Raw genomic sequence first — 17,761 nt, forward strand, 5'->3', positions numbered from 1 at the left:
TTCCAGGATTTGATGATGACCACCTCGCCGCTGCTGCCATTGACCGCCGCTGACCTGCCACCGCTCGCCCCCGAGCTGGTGCTGATCGGCAGCGCCTTCGCCCTGATGATCCTCGACCTGTTCGTCAGCAACCGGAACAAGATCGTCACCCACCTGTTCTCGCTCGCTGCGCTGGCCGTGGTGCTGTTCATGCTGGCCACCGGCGTGGGCGGGCAGGGGGAGGTCTTCCATGGCATGTTCGTGCGCGATACCGCCGCGGACGTGATGAAGACCGGGATCGTGCTGCTCAGCGGCCTGACCCTGATCTACGGCTGGCGCTACCTGCGTGACCGCAACCTGTTCCAGGGCGAGATCCCGGTGCTGATCCTGTTCGGCACCGCCGGCATGATGATCCTGGTCTCGGCCGGCAGCCTGCTGATGGTCTACCTGGGCCTGGAACTGCTGGCGCTGTGCTCCTACGCCCTGGTCGCCAGCAACCGCGAAAACGGCCTGGCCTCGGAAGCGGCGATGAAGTACATCGTGCTGGGCTCGCTGGCCTCCGGCCTGCTGCTGTACGGCATGTCGCTGATCTACGGTGCCACCGGCAGCCTGCACCTGGATGTCATCCGTGACGCCATCCCGCACTCGGAAGAGCGCGTGCTGCTGATCACCGGTGCGGTGTTCATGATCGCCGGCGTCGCCTTCAAGCTGGGTGCCGCGCCGTTCCACATGTGGCTGCCGGACGTGTACCAGGGTGCCCCGGCGCCGATCGCGCTGTTCATCAGCTCGGCGCCGAAGCTGGCCGCCTTCGGCATGGCGTATCGCCTGCTGGAAATGGGCGTGGGCCCGCTGTCGACCGAACTGCAGCTGCTGATCGCCGGCCTGGCCGCGGTCTCGCTGGTCATCGGCAACCTGATGGCCATCGCGCAGAGCAACCTCAAGCGCATGCTGGCGTTCTCCACCGTTTCGCACATCGGCTTCCTGCTGATGGGCATTGCCGGTGGCGGTTCGCAGGGCTATGCCGCCGCGCTGTTCTACGCACTGGCCTACGCCATCATGTCCACCGCAGCCTTCGGCGCGATCATCGCGCTGTCGCGTGCCGGTTTTGAAGCCGAGAACATCGAAGACTTCAAGGGCCTGAATGCCCGCAACCCGTGGATGGCCGGCCTGGTGCTGTGCATCATGGCGTCGCTGGCCGGCATTCCGCCGTTCCTGGGCTTCTGGACCAAGCTGGCGGTGCTGGGTGCGGCCGTCAACGGTGGCCTGCTGTGGCTGGCCATCCTCGGCGTGCTGTGTGCTGTGGTCGGCTGCTTCTACTACCTGCGCGTCATCAAGGTCATGTACTTCGATGAGCCGGTGGGCGAGGCCATGCCGCGCAACAACGACCGCGTCCTGGGCGTGGTGCTGGGCGTGAATGCCCTGGCACTGCTGGCCCTGGGCCTGGCCTGGAACCCGATCATGGTCTGGTGCCAGCAGGCATTTGCGCATCTTGCATAAAAGTTGACACAAAGCTGCGCGATTCGTGTAATATGCGCAGCCTGAGTTGTCACTGCAGCGGTTCAGCCAGAACATCGTTGCGGTAGCCCTCCTCGAAAGAGCAGGGCAGCAGTTCAAACACTTCCGGTGCGGGGTGGAGCAGTCTGGCAGCTCGTCGGGCTCATAACCCGAAGGTCGCAGGTTCAAATCCTGCCCCCGCTACCAACATCGGATCGGCGCCAACCGGTTTGATGAATGAGGGAAAGCTTGCATGTTTTGAAGCAATCACTCATAATTCCGCTTCTGATGCGGGGTGGAGCAGTCTGGCAGCTCGTCGGGCTCATAACCCGAAGGTCGCAGGTTCAAATCCTGCCCCCGCTACCAAGTAAAGAGATCGCCTTCGAAGTCCTGCTTCGAAGGCGTTTTTCTTTGCTGTTTGCGTCGTTTCCGTCCGATTGGGGTCAGATCCCTTTTCCTGCGGAAAAGGGATCTGACCCCAGGCCTCGCACCTTGCACCAGCGCGGTGCAGTCGCTATCATCAGCGGCCTAGCAGTACCCCTGAAGGCGGCCTCCCAGCGGGAGTCCGGACCCGGAAGGAGGGCCGCAACCGGCAGGCACTGCAGGTTGCAACCGGAATCCAGTCACCGGAGTCTTTCCGGAAAAGGGGCCCAACGGGCCCTTTGTCGTTTCCGGGGCGTCATGTTTCCACGCCGGCCAAGGCCGGCACCCAACCATAGAGATCAAGGCAGGCTGTGAGCGACAAGGCAACCGACATCGCGAATCTGCTCGCCCCGACCGTTGTGTCGCTGGGCCTGGAGCTGCTGGGCGTTGAGTATCTGCCGGCCCCCGGCGGTGCGACCCTGCGCCTTTACATCGACGTGCCGCTGGCTGAACAGCCCGAGCGCATCATCAATGTCGACGACTGCGAACGCGTCAGCCGCGAAGTGTCGGCGCAGATGGACGTCGAAGACCCGATCAGCGGCAATTACACGCTGGAAGTGTCTTCGCCGGGCGTCGACCGTCCGCTGTTCAACCTGGAGCAGTTCGGCCGTCACCTCGGCGAAATGGCCAAGGTCACGCTGAAGCTGCCGCAGGACAACCGTCGTCGCCTGCAGGGCCGCATCGAAGCGACCGACGAGGCCGCGGATACCATCACCTTCATCGTCGACAAGGCGGAAGTGGTCGTGTCGGCGGACAACATCGACAAGGCACGGATCATGCCCGACTGGGTGGCGCTGGGGCTGGCCCCGAGCAAGCCGACCGGTCCGGCACCGAAGCGTCCGAAGCCGAACAAGAATTCTTCTTCCAACGAGCCGGCGGCAAAGAAGCCGCGCGCGGAGTGAGCCAATGAGCAAGGAACTGTTGCTGGTAGTCGACGCAGTCGCCAACGAGAAGGGCGTGCCGCGTGAAGTGATCTTCGATGCCATCGAGGCCGCCCTGGCCTCGGCAGCGAAGAAGCGCTATCCCGACGAGGAAGTGCTGACCCGCGTGGTCATCGACCACAAGGATGGCAGCTACGAAACCTTCCGCCGCTGGGAAGTGGTGGCCGATGACGTGGTCATGGAATCGCCGGACCGCCAGATCCGCCTGATGGATGCCGTCGATGAAGCCGAAGGCGTGGACGTCGGCGACTACATCGAAGAGCAGATCGAGAACCCGGATTTCGGCCGCATCGCTGCCCAGGCCGCCAAGCAGGTCATCGTCCAGCGCGTGCGCGAAGCCGAGCGCCAGCAGGTCGTGGATGCATGGAAGGATCGCGTGGGTGAGCTGATCACCGGCGTGGTCAAGCGCGCCGAGCGCGGCAACATCTATGTCGACCTCGGCGGCAACGCCGAAGGCTTCATCCCGAAGGACAAGGGCATTCCGCGCGATGTGCTGCGCGCCGGTGACCGCGTGCGCGGCTATCTGGCCGAAGTGCGCTCGGAGCCGCGTGGCCCGCAGCTGTTCATCAGCCGCGCCGCGCCGGAATTCATGATCGAGCTGTTCAAGCTGGAAGTGCCGGAAGTCGGCCAGGGCCTGGTGGAAATCAAGGCCTGCGCCCGCGATCCGGGCGACCGCGCCAAGATCGCCGTGCTGGCCCACGACCAGCGTACCGACCCGATCGGTGCCTGCATCGGCATGCGCGGTTCGCGCGTGCAGGCCGTGTCCAACGAGCTTAATGGCGAGCGCGTGGACATCGTGCTGTGGAACGACAACCCGGCCAACTTCGTCATCAACGCGATGGCGCCGGCCGAAGTGCAGTCGATCATCGTCGATGAAGACAAGCACTCGATGGACCTGGCCGTCGCCGAAGACCGCCTGGCCCAGGCGATCGGCAAGGGTGGCCAGAACGTGCGCCTGGCCAGCCGCCTGACCGGCTGGCAGCTCAACGTGATGACCCAGGACCAGGTCACCGCCAAGTCGGAGGCCGAGCAGGCTTCGGCCCGCCAGCTGTTCATGGACAAGCTGGAAGTGGACGAAGAGATCGCCGGCATCCTGGTCAGCGAAGGCTTCGGCACCGTCGAGGAAATCGCCTATGTCCCGGTCGGCGAGCTGCTGGCCGTGGAAGGTTTCGACGAGGACATCGTCGAAGAGCTGCGCGCTCGTGCCCGCGATGCGCTGCTCAATGAGGCCCTGGCAGTCGAGGAAGGCCTTGAAGACGGCCAGCCGGCGCAGGACCTGCTGTCCCTGAAGGGCATGGACGAAGCCACCGCATATGCGCTGGCCGGCCACGGCGTGCGTACCAGCGAGGACCTGTCCGACCTGGCCGCCGACGAGGTCATGGACTTCGGCATCGAAGGACTGGATCAGGCGCGCGCCGCTGCGCTGATCCTGGCCGCCCGTGCCGAGGAGATCGCCCGACTGGAACGCGGCGAATGAGCCGGCAATGAACAGGGCCCTGAGCCGCTCAGGGCGTAGAATCCGCGCCACCTCCATATGCGGGGGGGCGCCCACAAGATCATAGGATCCGAATGTCGCAGCAAACCACCATCCGCAAGCTTGCCGAACTGGTCAACACGCCGGTCGAAAAACTGCTGGAACAGCTGGCCGGTGCCGGCATGAAGTTCAGCGGTCCCGACCAGGTCGTGACCAGCTCCGAGAAGGTAAAGCTCCTGGGCTTCCTTCGTCGTTCGCACGGCAAGCCCGAGCAGGCCCCGGAAGAGACCGATCAGTCTGCAAAGAAGATCACGCTCAACCGCCGGAAGCAGCAGGAAGTGACGGTCAATTCCGGTCGCAGCAAGACGACCGTGAATGTCGAGGTGCGCCAGAAGCGTACCTACGTCAAGGATGGTGCTCGCGCCATGACCCCGGACGAAGAGCGCGCCGACATCCTGCGCAAGCTGGAAGAGTCGCGCGCCCGCAACCTTGCCGAACAGCAGGCGCTGGCCGAGAAGGATCGTCTGCGCGACGAGGCCATCGTCCGTGCACGCGAGGAAGAGGTTGCCGCCAAGGAACGTGCTGAAGCCGAGAAGAAGGCGGCCGAGGAAGCTGCGGCTGCGGCCAAGGCTGCCGAGGCACTGGCTGCCAGCAAGCCCAAGGTGCGCGCTCCGATCGACGAAACCGCGCCGCGCCCGCCGCGCGCCCCGGCTGCCGCCCCGGCTGCACCGCGTGGTGCGCCGCCGTCGCCGCCGCGCAGCGACGACCGCAACAACCGCAGCGCGCCGCGCAACGAGCGTGGCCCGGGCGACCGTTTCGCCGGCCAGATGCATCTGTCGGCTGCCGACCGTGCGCGTCGTGGCAACAGCAACAACAGCAACAACCGTGGTCGTCCGGGTGGCCGCAACCAGAGCGGTGGCCGTCGCGACATGTCGCGTGGTGGCAACAACGCCGGTCCGCACGCCTTCGAACGTCCGACCGCACCGGTCGTGCGTGAAGTGGCGATCGGCGAGACCATCACCGTGGCCGACCTGGCGCAGAAGCTCGCGCTGAAGGGCGGTGAGGTGGTGAAGGCGCTGTTCAAGATGGGCGTGATGGCGACCATCACCCAGTCCATCGACCACGACACCGCTGCGCTGGTGACCGAAGAACTCGGCCACAAGGCGATCCGCGCCAACGACAACGATGCCGAAGACGCACTGCTGGCTTCGGCCGGTGAAACCCAGGGCGAAGCCGTGCAGCGTCCGCCGGTGGTCACCATCATGGGTCACGTCGACCACGGCAAGACCTCGCTGCTGGATTACATCCGCCGCACCAAGGTCGCCCACGGCGAAGCCGGTGGCATTACCCAGCACATCGGTGCCTACCACGTTGATACGCCCAAGGGCGTCATCAGCTTCCTGGATACCCCGGGCCACGCCGCGTTCACCTCGATGCGTGCCCGCGGTGCCAAGCTGACCGACATCGTGGTGCTGGTGGTTGCCGCCGACGACGGCGTCATGCCGCAGACCAAGGAAGCGATCCAGCACGCCCGTTCGGCGGGTGTGCCGCTGATCGTGGCGATCAACAAGATCGACAAGTCCGGCGCCGACCCGATGCGGGTCAAGAACGAGCTGCTCTCCGAGCAGGTCGTGGCCGAAGACTTCGGTGGTGACATCCAGATGGTGGAGATCTCGGCCAAGACCGGCCTGGGTATCGACGACCTGCTGGACGCGGTGTCGGTGCAGGCCGAACTGCTGGAACTGAAGGCCGTCGACGAAGGTCGCGCCTCGGGCGTGGTGATCGAATCGTCGCTGGACAAGGGCCGTGGCCCGGTCGCTACGGTGCTGGTGCAGCAGGGCCGCCTGAAGAAGGGCGACTACCTGGTGTGCGGCATCCAGTACGGCCGCGTGCGTGCGCTGTTCGACGAAACCGGCAAGCAGCCGGAGTTCGCCGGCCCGTCCATCCCGGTGCAGGTCCTGGGCCTGTCCGGTGTGCCGGAAGCCGGTGACGACTTCGTGGTGGTCGAGGATGAGCGCCTGGCCAAGGACGTTGCCCAGCAGCGTGAGACCAAGCGTCGTGAATCGCGCCTGGTCGCCACCGCCGGCAGCCGCATGGAAGACATCATGGCGACCCTGGGCAAGGGCGAGGGCCAGCAGGTCCTCAACCTGGTCATCAAGGCCGACGTGCAGGGTTCGGTGCAGGCCCTGAGCCAGGCACTGGTCGCGCTGTCCAACGAAGACATCCGCATCAACGTGATCCACTCCGGCGTGGGCGGCATCACCGAGTCGGACGCCAACTCGGCAGCCGCTTCGAAGGCCACCGTCATCGGCTTCAACGTGCGTGCGGATGCTTCGGCCCGTCGCATCATTGAATCCAACGGCGTCGACCTGCGTTACTTCTCGATCATCTATGACGTGATCGATCAGGTGAAGCAGGTGGCTTCCGGCCTGCTGGGCGTGGAGATCCGCGAAGAGATCATCGGTATCGCCGAGGTCCGCGACGTCTTCCGCAGCTCCAAGCTGGGTGCCGTCGCCGGTTCGATGGTCATCGAGGGCGTGGTCAAGCGCAACAAGCCGATCCGCGTGCTGCGCGACAGCGTGGTGATCTTCGAGGGCGAGCTGGAATCGCTGCGTCGCTTCAAGGAGAACGTCGAGGAAGTCCGCAACGGTACCGAATGCGGTATCGCGGTGAAGGCCTACAACGACGTCAAGCCGGGTGACCAGATCGAGTGCTTCGAGCGTATCGAAGTGCCGCGCACCCTGTAATGCCAGGTTGTGGCCCGACCAACGGTCGGGCCCTGCCATGTACCTGTAGCGCCCGGCCGTTGGTCGGGCGACAATCGAATCAAAGGTAGCGCCCGACCGTTGGTCGGGCGATAACTGAATCAAGAGTCCCTCGTGCCCAAGACTTTCCATCGAACCGACCGTGTCTCCGCCCAGCTGCGCCGTGAACTCGGCACCCTGGTGCACAACGCCGTGCGCGAGCACGGGTTGCCCTCGGTGAGCGTGTCCGACGTGGAAATCACCCGCGACATGGCCCATGCCAAGGTGTTCGTCACCGCGCTGATGCCGGAACGTTCGGCTGAAGCCGTTGCCGGCCTGAAGGAGCTGGGCTACCGCCTGCGCATGGACCTGGCCCGCGCAATGAAGCTGCGTCACGTGCCGGAGCTGCATTTCCACTACGACGACTCGGTTGACCGTGGTGAGCACATCGACAACATCCTGCGCGACCTGCCCGATACGCTGGCCGCCGAGAAGCGTCGCGAGAGCGACGAAGAATAACCGCGCGACGCCGGGCATGCCCGGCGTTGCTGCATTCCGGCTGCGCGATGTCTGATGCAGACCGCGCTGCGGCAGCCGAGCATGGCTCGGCTCTACATACTCCTGTCATGACCCGAATTCAGTTCCGCCGCCTGGATGGCATCCTGCTGCTCGACAAGTCGACCGGCATGAGCTCCAACGCCGCCCTGCAGGTGGCGCGCCGCCTGTTCCGTGCCGAGAAGGGCGGCCACACCGGCAGCCTCGACCCGTTGGCCACCGGCCTGCTGCCGCTGTGCTTCGGCGAGGCGACCAAGATCGCCGGCCTGCTGCTGGGCTCGGCCAAGGCCTACGATGCCGAGATCGTGCTTGGCCAGACCACGGATACCGATGATGCCGAAGGCCAGGTGCTGCTGCAGCGCCCGGTGCCGGCGATCAGCGCCGAAGCCCTGCAGGCTGCGCTGGCGCCACTGACCGGCAGCATCCGCCAGCGTGCCCCGATCTATTCGGCGCTGAAGCAGGGCGGTGAACCGCTGTATGTGAAGGCCCGCCGTGGGGATGCCATCGAAGCTCCCGAGCGTGAGGTCCAGGTGCACGCCATCGAGGTGCTGGATCAGCAGCCCGAACGGCTGCGGCTGCGGGTGACCTGTGGCTCCGGCACCTATATCCGCAGCCTGGCCCGCGATCTCGGTGAAAGCCTGGGCTGTGGCGCCCACATCAGCGCCCTGCGCCGGCTGTGGGTCGAGCCGTTCCGCGAGCCGGCCATGGTCACCCTGGACCAGTTGCGGGCGATGGTCGAGGCGGGCGACGAGGCGGGCATGGACGCGCTGCTGCTGCCGCTGGCAGCCGGCCTGGCTGAATACCCGCGGGTCGACCTCGATGCTGAGCAGGCCCACCGGTTCTGTGTCGGCCAGCGCCAGCGCGACGTGTCCTGGCCGCATGGCCTGGTGGCCGTGTTCGGTCCGGACGGTGCCGTCCAGGGCCTGGGCCAGGTCGACGACAGTGGCCTGCTGGCCCCGCAGCGCCGTTTCAACCTCTGACCGCGGCCTGCCGGTTCAGCCCCGGTCCTTGTCCCGGAAGCCCCTGACCGTTACAATTTCGCGGCCGTTTTCCGGCAACCTGCTTCGCGCAGGTTTCATCCTCGTAGTCCACGGCGAGCCTGGCGGTGCGCGAAGCGCGTTCCTGCCGGCCACGCATCACAGAGAAAAAAGAAAATGTCGATCGACACCCAGAAGGTCATTGAAGACAACAAGCGCAGCTCGGCTGACACCGGCTCCCCGGAAGTCCAGGTTGCACTGCTGACCGCCCGCATCGAACTGCTGACCGGCCACTTCAAGACCCACAAGAAGGACCACCACAGCCGCCGCGGCCTGCTGCAGATGGTCAACCGCCGTCGCAGCCTGCTCGACTACCTGAAGAAGAAGGACGTCGAGCGTTACAAGGCCCTGATCGAGAAGCTTGGCCTGCGTCGCTAAGCAACGAATCCCCCGCGGCGCAGCGATGCGCCGCGGTTTTGTTTTGTAGCACCGTAATCCCCGATTCAGGCCGGAACGATCCGGCCACCCGCTGGCGGCAAGGGTCGCCGACGGTCCAAATTCGCAGACAGCATCCCCAAGGACACCCTCCGTGGCAAAAATCACCAAAACCTTCCAGTACGGCAAGCACACCGTCACGCTTGAGACCGGCGAAGTCGCCCGCCAGGCCAGCGGTGCCGTCATCGTCAAGATGGACGACACCGTACTGCTGGTCACCGCCGTCGCCGCCAAGAGCGCGCGCGAAGGCCAGGACTTCTTCCCGCTGACCGTCGATTATCAGGAAAAGTTCTACGCTGGCGGCCGCATCCCGGGTGGTTTCTTCAAGCGTGAAGGCCGTGCGACCGAGAAGGAAACCCTGATCTCGCGTCTGATCGACCGTCCGATCCGTCCGCTGTTCCCGGAAGACTACAAGAACGAAGTGCAGATCATCGCCACGGTCATGTCGCTGAACCCGGACGTGGACGGCGACATCGCCGCCCTGATCGGTGCCTCGGCTGCCCTGTCCCTGGCCGGCACCCCGTTCATGGGCCCGATCGGCGCTGCCAAGGTCGGCTACAAGAACGGCGAGTACATCCTGAACCCGACCGTCAGCGAACTGGCTGACTCGCAGCTGGAACTGGTCGTCGCCGGTACCTCCAACGCCGTGCTGATGGTCGAATCGGAAGCCGCGCTGCTGTCCGAAGAAGTGATGCTGGGCGCTGTGACCTTCGGTCACCGCGAAATGCAGAAGGTCATCAACGCGATCAACGAGCTGACCGTCGAAGCCGGCACCAAGCCGTCGACCTGGGAAGCCCCGGCCAAGAACGACGTGCTGATCTCCGCCCTGAAGGAGGCCATCGGCCCGCGTCTGGGTGAAGCCTTCCAGGTGCGTGACAAGCTGCAGCGCCGTGACGCCATCTCGGCGATCAAGAAGGACGTGGTCGAAAGCCTGGCTGGCCGCGTGGCCGCTGAAGGCTGGAACCCGGCCGAGCTGTCGAAGGAATTCGGCGAGCTGGAATACCGCACCATGCGTGACTCGGTGCTGGACACCAAGGTCCGTATCGACGGCCGTGCGCTGGACACCGTCCGCCCGATCGCGGTGAAGACCGGCGTGCTGCCGCGTACCCACGGCTCCTCGCTGTTCACCCGTGGCGAAACCCAGGCCATCGTGACCATCACCCTGGGCACCGCCCGTGATGGCCAGGTCATCGATGCCGTTGCCGGTGAGTACAAGGAAAACTTCCTGTTCCACTACAACTTCCCTCCGTTCTCGGTGGGTGAGTGCGGCCGCATGATGGGCCCGAAGCGCCGTGAAATCGGCCACGGTCGCCTGGCCAAGCGCGGTGTGCTGGCTGTCATGCCGTCGCTGGAAGCCTTCCCGTACACCATCCGCGTCGTCTCGGAAATCACCGAGTCGAATGGTTCCTCGTCGATGGCATCGGTCTGCGGCTCGTCGCTGGCCCTGATGGACGCCGGCGTGCCGGTGAAGGCGCCGGTGGCCGGTATCGCCATGGGTCTGGTCAAGGAAGGCGAGCGCTTCGTCGTCCTGTCCGACATCCTGGGTGACGAAGATCACCTGGGCGACATGGACTTCAAGGTGGCCGGTACCGCTGAGGGCATCTCCGCCCTGCAGATGGACATCAAGATCGAAGGCATCACCGAAGAGATCATGAAGCAGGCCCTGCAGCAGGCCAAGGCTGGCCGTCTGCACATCCTGGGCGAAATGGCCCACGGCCTGACCGCTCCGCGTGAAGAGCTGTCGGACTACGCGCCGCGCCTGCTGACCATCAAGATCCACCCGGACAAGATCCGCGAAGTGATCGGCAAGGGTGGTTCGACCATCCAGGCCATCACCAAGGAAACCGGCACCCAGATCGACATCCAGGATGACGGCACCATCGTCATCGCTTCGGTCAACGCCATCGCTGCCCAGGCCGCCAAGGCCCGCATCGAGCAGATCACCTCGGACGTCGAGCCGGGCCGCATCTACGAAGGCAAGGTCGCCAAGATCATGGACTTCGGTGCGTTCGTCACCATCCTGCCGGGCAAGGACGGCCTGGTCCACGTGTCGCAGATCTCCAGCGAGCGCGTCGAGAAGGTCGGCGACAAGCTGAAGGAAGGCGATGTGGTCAAGGTCAAGGTGCTGGAAGTCGACAAGCAGGGCCGTATCCGCCTGTCGATGAAGGCCGTGGAAGAAGGCGAAGGCGCCAGCGCCGAATAATCGGCATCGCCGATTGTTCTGTAGGTGAGGACCGTTGGTCCTCACGCTTTCGCAGATGAAAAAGCGGGCTTCGGCCCGCTTTTTCTTTGCCTCGGCGTTGCCAGGAGCGGCTCGTCCAGGTCGCTGCTTGTCCTGCTGCAGTGCATGAGCGCCGCCACGAGGTCACCGTTCTGGCACGGTTGCGCGGATCGCGCCTGTCCACGGGACGACATGCCGCGACATCCGTACCGCGGGTGCATCGGTTTGCTAACGTGGCTGCGCCTTTGATCCGGGAGATCCCATGTTCCGCCAGACCGTGGCCGTCCTTGCCGTGCTGATTGCCGGTGCCTTGCCCCTTGCCGCGCATGCCGCGCAGCCACAGCCGCCGATCTTCGGCGCCTATTACCCCGGTGGTTCGGCCGAGCGCTATCCGGTGTCGAGCATTCCCGCTGAGCGCCTGACCCATCTGTTCTATGCGTTCTCCACCATCGAGGACGGCCGCTGCACGATCGGTGCAGAAGCGCCGAAGAACTTCGCCGCACTGGCCGAACTCAAGAAGGCGCATCCGCACCTGCGCACGCTGATCTCGATCGGTGGCTGGGGCGCAGGCGGCTTCTCCGATGCGGCGCTGACCGAGACCAGTCGCAAGCGCCTGGTCGATTCGTGCATGGCGCTGTTCTTCGAACGCCACGCCGGCAGCTTCGATGGCGTGGACATCGACTGGGAATTCCCGGTCAGTGGTGGGCCGAAGGAACTGGCGCATCGCCCGCAGGATCGCGCCAATCTGACCCGGCTCGCGCAGGCCTTCCGCGTGGCACTGGATGCGCGCGGTCGCAAGGCAGGGCAGCCGATGCTGCTGACCGCCGCGCTGGCCGCCGGCCGCCTGCAGACCGATGGCCCCTACGATCCGGCCGCAAGCTACGACCTGCCGGCGCTGGCCAAGGTGTTCGATTTCATCAACCTGATGAGCTACGACATGGGTACCGGCTTCTCGTCGGTGTCGACCTTCAATGCGCCCTTGCATGAAGTGCCGTCCGATCCGCTGGCGCCGGCATTGCGGCGCTGGAACAACGTGGCCGGCGCCGTGCAGTACTACCGCGAGCACGGTGTGCCGGCCGACAAGCTGGTGCTGGGCGTGCCGTTCTACGGGCGTGGCTTCAAGGTCACCGGCGATGCGCCGGATGGCCTGTATCAGCCCTACAGCGCTCCGGCCGATGCCGGCGACTGGCGGGTGATCAAGGCGCGCTATCTCGACCAGCCGGGTTGGACGAAGCACTGGCAGCCGCAGGCGCAGAGCCCATGGCTGTACAACGCCGAACAGAAGATCTTCATCAGCTATGAAGACCCGCGCTCGATCGGCCTGCGTGCGCAGTTTGCCCGCGAGCAGGGCCTGGCCGGGGTATTCATGTGGGAGCTGACCGGCGACGACGAACAGGCCAGCCTGCTCAACGCCATGCTCGGCCCGTGGCAGAAGGCCCGCATCGGCGATTGAGCCGCCTGCTGGCGCCGGGCCATGCCCGGCGGATGCGGCAACGCCATCGGCCCAACCCCGCACACCGTGGCAACGCCCGCAGCGCTAGGCTGCGGGCATGATCCTTCTCGAACGCCTGGACCATCTGGTCCTTACCGTCGCCGACATCGAACGCAGCTGTGATTTCTACCAGTGCGTGCTCGGCATGCAGGTCGTGCGCTTCGGCGCTGGCCGCACCGCGCTGCAGTTCGGTCAGCAGAAGATCAACCTGCATCCTGCCAGCGCGCCGCTGCAACCGCATGCGCTGCGGCCGATGCCGGGCAGCGCGGATCTGTGCCTGGTCACGCGCATGGCAACGGCCGATGTGCTGGCGCACCTGCAGGCGCAGGCCATTGCGGTGGAGGAGGGGCCAGTGGCCCGCACCGGTGCACTGGGCCCGATCGAATCGGTGTACTTCCGCGATCCGGACGGCAACCTGATCGAAGTCAGTCGTTACCCGGACGAAGCGCATCCACCCCGGTAGCGCCGGGCCATGCCCGGCGACGCATCAGTCCGCCCAGACGCTGTTCGGATCGCCATTGCGGGCGCGGCGCTGGCTGGCCACCGCCAGGCGGGCAAAGCCGAAGGCCATGGCCAGCGCGATGGCATCGATCCAGAACAGCGGCCAGTGGCCACGCGCGGCCGCGCGCCACAGCCAGTCACCATTGAGTGCGCCATGCAGGACCGGCACCAGCGCGGTGCTGATCGCCGCAGCCCAGAGCAGTTCGCGTGCGGCCTGCGCGGGGCGACGCAGCGCAGCCCACAGCGCACAGGCTGCCCAGCTGCCGAAGCAGGCCCAGCGGATGCCGTGATCGACCGTGGACGGCGCGATGCGCTCCAGCACCAGCGCGGTGACGAACGCGATCGAGATCGCCACGCACAGGCCGATGCACACGCCGACCGTGGCCCGCGCCATGTTCACCCCTGCGCGCGGCTGCTGCGGCTGGCGACGCTTGCGCCGCGACTCGATCCACAACAGGTTGCCGGAGTAGAACAGGAACGCACCGCCAAGGCCGAGCAGGAAGTACAGCCAGACCACCACGCCGTTGCCGAACTCGCCGAAGTGCAGTGCATAGGCAGCGCTGAGCGTGGCGTGGTTGGCATCGCGCTGGCCCGGCAGCTGGGAGGCCAGCAGGTTGCCGGTGGCCACGTCCAGCGCTACCGCGCCGAGCGGCCCCAGCGTGCCGCTGGCCTCACCGGTGATTTCGATGGTGGCGTTGGCATCGCCGGCGTTGGCCAGCTTCAGGTAGGCCGGTTCAAAGTTGGCCACGCCCTGTGCGCGGGCCACTTCAAGCGCGCGCGCATGCAGTACGCGCAGGCTGCCCGGTGGCGCCGGGATGCCGCTGGCATCGCGCACCGGCGCGGTGTCCATGGCGGTCGGCACTGCCTGCAGCGCCTTGCCGTCGTAGATCAACGGGTTGAGCAGGGCCATCTGCACGAACACCAGGCACAGCAGCGCGCCAGTGACCGCGAACATCAGGTGGAAGGGCAGGCTGAGCACGCCGATCACGTTGTGCGCGTCCTGCCACAGCTGCTTCAGGTTGCGGCCCGGACGCAGCGCGAACAGGTCGCCGAACAGCTTCGGCAGGTGGATCACCAGGCCGCTCAGCAGCGCCATGCCATACAGCAGGCTGACGATGCCCATCACGTAGATGCCGGCCACCGGCAGGCCGAGGCTGTAGTGCAGTTCGTTGACCAGTTCGGCCAGTCCGGTCTGTGGCGGCGTGGAGCTGCCGGCGATCTGACCCGGCCACGCATAGCGCCAGCTGCCGTCATCGGCCTGCCAATACGCCAGTGGCTGCGGATGTTCGGTGCCGGGGAAGGTCATGCCGACGTGGCGGCGGGCTTCCGGGTGTGCCGCCAGTACGTCTTCCAGCAGGTACTGCGTGTCGTCCAGGCCTGCCGGCAACGCGGTGGCTGCGCCGGGGGTCTGCCACAGCGGCAGGTCGTGATGGAACAGGGTCAGCGCACCCGCATAGAAGGCCACGAACAGGCCGAAGCCGGCGACCAGGCCGACCCAGGTGTGCAGGGTGGTGAACGTGCGCAGGGTCTGCGAACTGAACTTCATGGAGTGGCTCTCATTGCACCGCGCCGGCCAGGCGCAGCAGCCCCAGCACGGCGAAGCCGGCCGCGGCGCTGCCACCCAGTACCAGCCAGGCGCGCAGTGCGCTGCGGAAGCTGAACGCCCACAGGGCGGCCAGCATCCATAACGGGATGAAGGCGATCAGGGTCGGCACCAGCGCACGCTGCCACGGGCCGGGCGGCAGCCAGGCCAGCAGGCCGGTAACGGCCGCCGCAAGCAGGAAGCCGGCAATGATGCCGGCGAAGGCGCGCGGCCACATCAGGGCGACTCCGTGCCCGGGCGATGCCAGGCGGCCAGCGCCGGCAGCAGCATCGCGGCCAGCATCCAGGTGCACAGCATCGCCACCAGGCCAGCGGCAAAGCCGAGTTCGGCCATCCACAGCCACAACGCGGCAGCGGCGGCGACCAGGCCGATCTGGTGGCCGAGGCGGCCGGCGCGGCGCAGGCGTGGCCAACGGCAGTGCGGCGAGGCGGCATAGAAGGCCAGTGCCGAGAACATCGCTGCCAGCATGCCCAGGCTGCAGAAGCCCAGCGTGGAAAGGCCGACGGTGATCATTGCGGGCGACCGCCTTGGCGGCGGGCCGGCGAACGCGGAGCACGGGCGGGGCCGGCGGGAGCCGGTCGGAGCGGGTGGCGCATCACGAGGTCCTGGGGGGAAGCGGGCAGGCTGGCACGGGGCGGGCTGCGCGGACATGGTAATCATTGCGTTTTCACGCCGCCAGCGAGGGCCATTCAGCGGACCGTACGGTAGCCCTTGGGCTTTCCGGTGCGCTGGTTTAAGATCATCGCAGAACCCCGACTGGAACAAGGTGGCCCGCGCCCAGCGCCGGCCGAGCGTGTGACATGAGCACTACCACCGCCCACTGTTGACCTGCCCCCGAAGGCCCTGTGTTCCAGGCGCCCTCGCGGCGCTTTTTTATTGCCCGGGCAACGGCCCGGGAACGCTTTCCAGCCCGCCCAGCGGGCCCCGCACGAAGCCAATGCGATGATCAACATTACCCTTCCCGACGGCAGCCGCCGCGAGTTCGAAAACCCCGTCAGCGTCATGGACGTCGCCCAGTCGATCGGTGCCGGCCTGGCCAAGGCCACCATCGCCGGTTCGGTCGATGGCGTGCTGGTCGATGCCAGCGACGTCATCGATCACGATGCCAGCCTGCGCATCATCACCGCCAAGGACGAGGAGGGCGTGGAGATCATTCGCCACTCCTGCGCCCACCTGGTCGGCCACGCCGTCAAGCAGCTGTACCCGGACGTGAAGATGGTGATCGGCCCGGTGATCGCCGAGGGCTTCTACTACGACATCTACTCCGAGCGCCCGTTCACCCCGGACGACATGGCGGCGATCGAGAAGCGCATGGGTGAACTGATCGCCCAGGATTACGACGTCATCAAGAAGGTGACGCCGCGCGCCGAAGTGATCGAGATCTTCAAGGCCCGTGGCGAGGACTACAAGCTGCGCCTGATCGAGGACATGTCCGACGACATCCAGGCGATGGGCATGTACTACCACCAGGAATACGTGGACATGTGCCGTGGCCCGCACGTGCCGAACACGCGCTTCCTGAAGGCCTTCAAGCTCACCCGCATCTCCGGTGCCTACTGGCGCGGCGATGCCCAGAACGAGCAGCTGCAGCGCATCTACGGCACCGCCTGGGCCGACAAGAAGCAGCTCGAGGCGTACATCAAGCGCATCGAGGAAGCCGAGATGCGCGACCACCGCCGCATCGGCAAGCAGCAGGACCTGTTCCACCTGCAGGAAGAGGCGCCGGGCCTGGTGTTCTGGCACCCGAAGGGCTGGGCACTGTGGCAGGTGGTCGAGCAGTACATGCGCAAGGTCTACCGCAGCAGCGGCTACGGCGAAGTGCGCTGCCCGCAGATCCTGGACGTGAGCCTGTGGAAGAAGTCCGGTCACTGGGACAACTACCAGGACAACATGTTCTTCACCGAGTCGGAGAAGCGCACCTACGCAGTCAAGCCGATGAACTGCCCGGGCCACGTGCAGGTGTTCAACCAGGGCCTGCACAGCTACCGCGACCTGCCGATCCGCTACGGTGAGTTCGGTTCCTGCCACCGCAACGAGCCGTCCGGCGCGCTGCACGGCATCCTGCGCGTGCGCGGTTTCACCCAGGACGACGGTCATGTGTTCTGCACCGAGAGCCAGATCGAATCGGAAGTGACCGCGTTCCATCAGCAGGCGCTGGCGGTCTACCAGCACTTCGGCTTCGACGAGATCCAGATCAAGATCGCACTGCGTCCGGAATCGCGCCTGGGCGACGACGCCACCTGGGACAAGGCCGAGGGCGCACTGCGTTCGGCGCTGTCCAGCTGTGGCGTGGAATGGCAGGAGCTGCCGGGCGAGGGCGCCTTCTATGGCCCGAAGATCGAGTACCACCTGAAGGATGCCATCGGCCGTACCTGGCAGCTGGGCACCATGCAGGTCGACTTCATGATGCCGGGCCGCCTGGGCGCCGAGTACGTGGACGAGAACAGCCAGAAGAAGCACCCGGTCATGCTGCATCGCGCCATCGTCGGCTCGATGGAGCGCTTCCTGGGCATCCTGATCGAGCACCATGCCGGCCAGTTCCCGGCCTGGCTGGCGCCGACCCAGGTGGTGGTGGCCAACATCACCGATGCCCAGGCCGACTACGTCTCGGGCGTGACCAAAACCCTTGCGGAGCAAGGCTTCCGCGTCAGCTCGGATTTGCGTAACGAGAAGATCGGCTATAAAATCCGCGAGCATACGTTGCAGCGCGTGCCCTACCTGCTGGTCATTGGTGACCGCGAGAAGGAAAATGGGGCTGTGGCGGTGCGTACGCGTTCTGGCGAAGACCTGGGCAGCATGAGCCTGCAGGCCTTCATCGAACGGCTCCAGGCCGAGGGCGCGTAAGCAAAGGTCCGGTCCGGG

At 65.9% G+C, this 17,761-nt stretch carries 14 protein-coding genes and 2 tRNA genes; 13 read left to right on the forward strand and 3 right to left on the reverse strand.

The genetic code is table 11. The features are described 5' to 3' along the window. Positions 1-15 precede the first annotated feature (15 nt). From nuoN to B9Y64_RS10125, 12 genes are all read left to right on the forward strand, one after another. Positions 16-1,476 (forward strand): NADH-quinone oxidoreductase subunit NuoN, encoded by a 1,461-nt coding sequence (gene nuoN / locus B9Y64_RS10070; RefSeq protein ID WP_100440542.1) that lies wholly within the window; start codon positions 16-18, stop codon positions 1,474-1,476. A 127-nt stretch (positions 1,477-1,603) separates the two neighbouring features. After that, positions 1,604-1,680, forward strand: a tRNA-Met gene (locus tag B9Y64_RS10075). Between the two features lie 82 nt (positions 1,681-1,762). Beyond that, positions 1,763-1,839, forward strand: a tRNA-Met gene (locus tag B9Y64_RS10080). A 368-nt stretch (positions 1,840-2,207) separates the two neighbouring features. Continuing rightward, a complete protein-coding gene (rimP, locus tag B9Y64_RS10085) occupies positions 2,208-2,798 on the forward strand; it encodes a ribosome maturation factor RimP (RefSeq protein WP_014037945.1) in 591 nt (196 codons plus the stop codon). Between the two features lie 4 nt (positions 2,799-2,802). After that, positions 2,803-4,314, forward strand: a complete 1,512-nt coding sequence (gene nusA, locus B9Y64_RS10090; protein ID WP_005410449.1) for a transcription termination factor NusA — start codon at positions 2,803-2,805, stop codon at positions 4,312-4,314. A 92-nt stretch (positions 4,315-4,406) separates the two neighbouring features. After that, positions 4,407-7,058 (forward strand): translation initiation factor IF-2, encoded by a 2,652-nt coding sequence (gene infB, locus B9Y64_RS10095; RefSeq protein WP_100440543.1) that lies wholly within the window; start codon positions 4,407-4,409, stop codon positions 7,056-7,058. Between the two features lie 132 nt (positions 7,059-7,190). Next, positions 7,191-7,574 carry a 30S ribosome-binding factor RbfA gene (rbfA, locus tag B9Y64_RS10100; RefSeq protein WP_005410447.1) on the forward strand — a complete coding sequence of 128 codons (384 nt, stop codon included), beginning with the start codon at positions 7,191-7,193 and terminating at the stop codon, positions 7,572-7,574. A 107-nt stretch (positions 7,575-7,681) separates the two neighbouring features. Beyond that, entirely contained in the window at positions 7,682-8,590 is a 909-nt protein-coding gene (gene truB / locus B9Y64_RS10105) for a tRNA pseudouridine(55) synthase TruB (RefSeq protein ID WP_100440544.1), read from the forward strand. A 174-nt stretch (positions 8,591-8,764) separates the two neighbouring features. Further along, positions 8,765-9,025 (forward strand): 30S ribosomal protein S15, encoded by a 261-nt coding sequence (rpsO, locus tag B9Y64_RS10110; protein ID WP_005410445.1) that lies wholly within the window; start codon positions 8,765-8,767, stop codon positions 9,023-9,025. Positions 9,026-9,176: 151 nt separating this feature from the next. Continuing rightward, positions 9,177-11,285 carry a polyribonucleotide nucleotidyltransferase gene (gene pnp / locus B9Y64_RS10115; RefSeq protein ID WP_100440545.1) on the forward strand — a complete coding sequence of 703 codons (2,109 nt, stop codon included), beginning with the start codon at positions 9,177-9,179 and terminating at the stop codon, positions 11,283-11,285. Positions 11,286-11,565: 280 nt separating this feature from the next. Next, on the forward strand, positions 11,566-12,756 hold the full coding sequence (locus B9Y64_RS10120) for a glycoside hydrolase family 18 protein (protein WP_100440546.1): 1,191 nt from the start codon (positions 11,566-11,568) through the stop codon (positions 12,754-12,756). A 97-nt stretch (positions 12,757-12,853) separates the two neighbouring features. Beyond that, positions 12,854-13,258, forward strand: coding sequence for a VOC family protein (locus B9Y64_RS10125; RefSeq protein ID WP_100440547.1), 405 nt, complete (start codon positions 12,854-12,856; stop codon positions 13,256-13,258). A 24-nt stretch (positions 13,259-13,282) separates the two neighbouring features. On the opposite strand, the gene B9Y64_RS10130 is transcribed toward B9Y64_RS10125, so the two are convergent. From B9Y64_RS10130 to B9Y64_RS10140, 3 genes are read right to left on the reverse strand one after another with little or no spacing between them, the layout of a single operon-like run. Continuing rightward, on the reverse strand, positions 13,283-14,842 hold the full coding sequence (locus tag B9Y64_RS10130) for a PepSY-associated TM helix domain-containing protein (RefSeq protein ID WP_100440548.1): 1,560 nt from the start codon (positions 14,840-14,842) through the stop codon (positions 13,283-13,285). A 10-nt stretch (positions 14,843-14,852) separates the two neighbouring features. Continuing rightward, positions 14,853-15,116 carry a hypothetical protein gene (locus B9Y64_RS10135; protein ID WP_100440549.1) on the reverse strand — a complete coding sequence of 88 codons (264 nt, stop codon included), beginning with the start codon at positions 15,114-15,116 and terminating at the stop codon, positions 14,853-14,855. Then, on the reverse strand, positions 15,116-15,412 hold the full coding sequence (locus B9Y64_RS10140; protein ID WP_049445770.1) for a hypothetical protein: 297 nt from the start codon (positions 15,410-15,412) through the stop codon (positions 15,116-15,118). Before B9Y64_RS10140 ends, B9Y64_RS10135 begins: the two co-directional genes overlap by 1 nt. A gap of 429 nt (positions 15,413-15,841) precedes the next feature. On the opposite strand from B9Y64_RS10140, the gene thrS reads away from it, so the two are divergent. Next, entirely contained in the window at positions 15,842-17,743 is a 1,902-nt protein-coding gene (gene thrS / locus B9Y64_RS10145; RefSeq protein WP_100440550.1) for a threonine--tRNA ligase, read from the forward strand. The last annotated feature ends 18 nt before the right edge of the window (positions 17,744-17,761 follow it).

This window comes from Stenotrophomonas maltophilia, assembly GCF_002799245.1.
GTDB classification, from domain to species: Bacteria; Pseudomonadota; Gammaproteobacteria; order Xanthomonadales; family Xanthomonadaceae; genus Stenotrophomonas; species Stenotrophomonas maltophilia_S.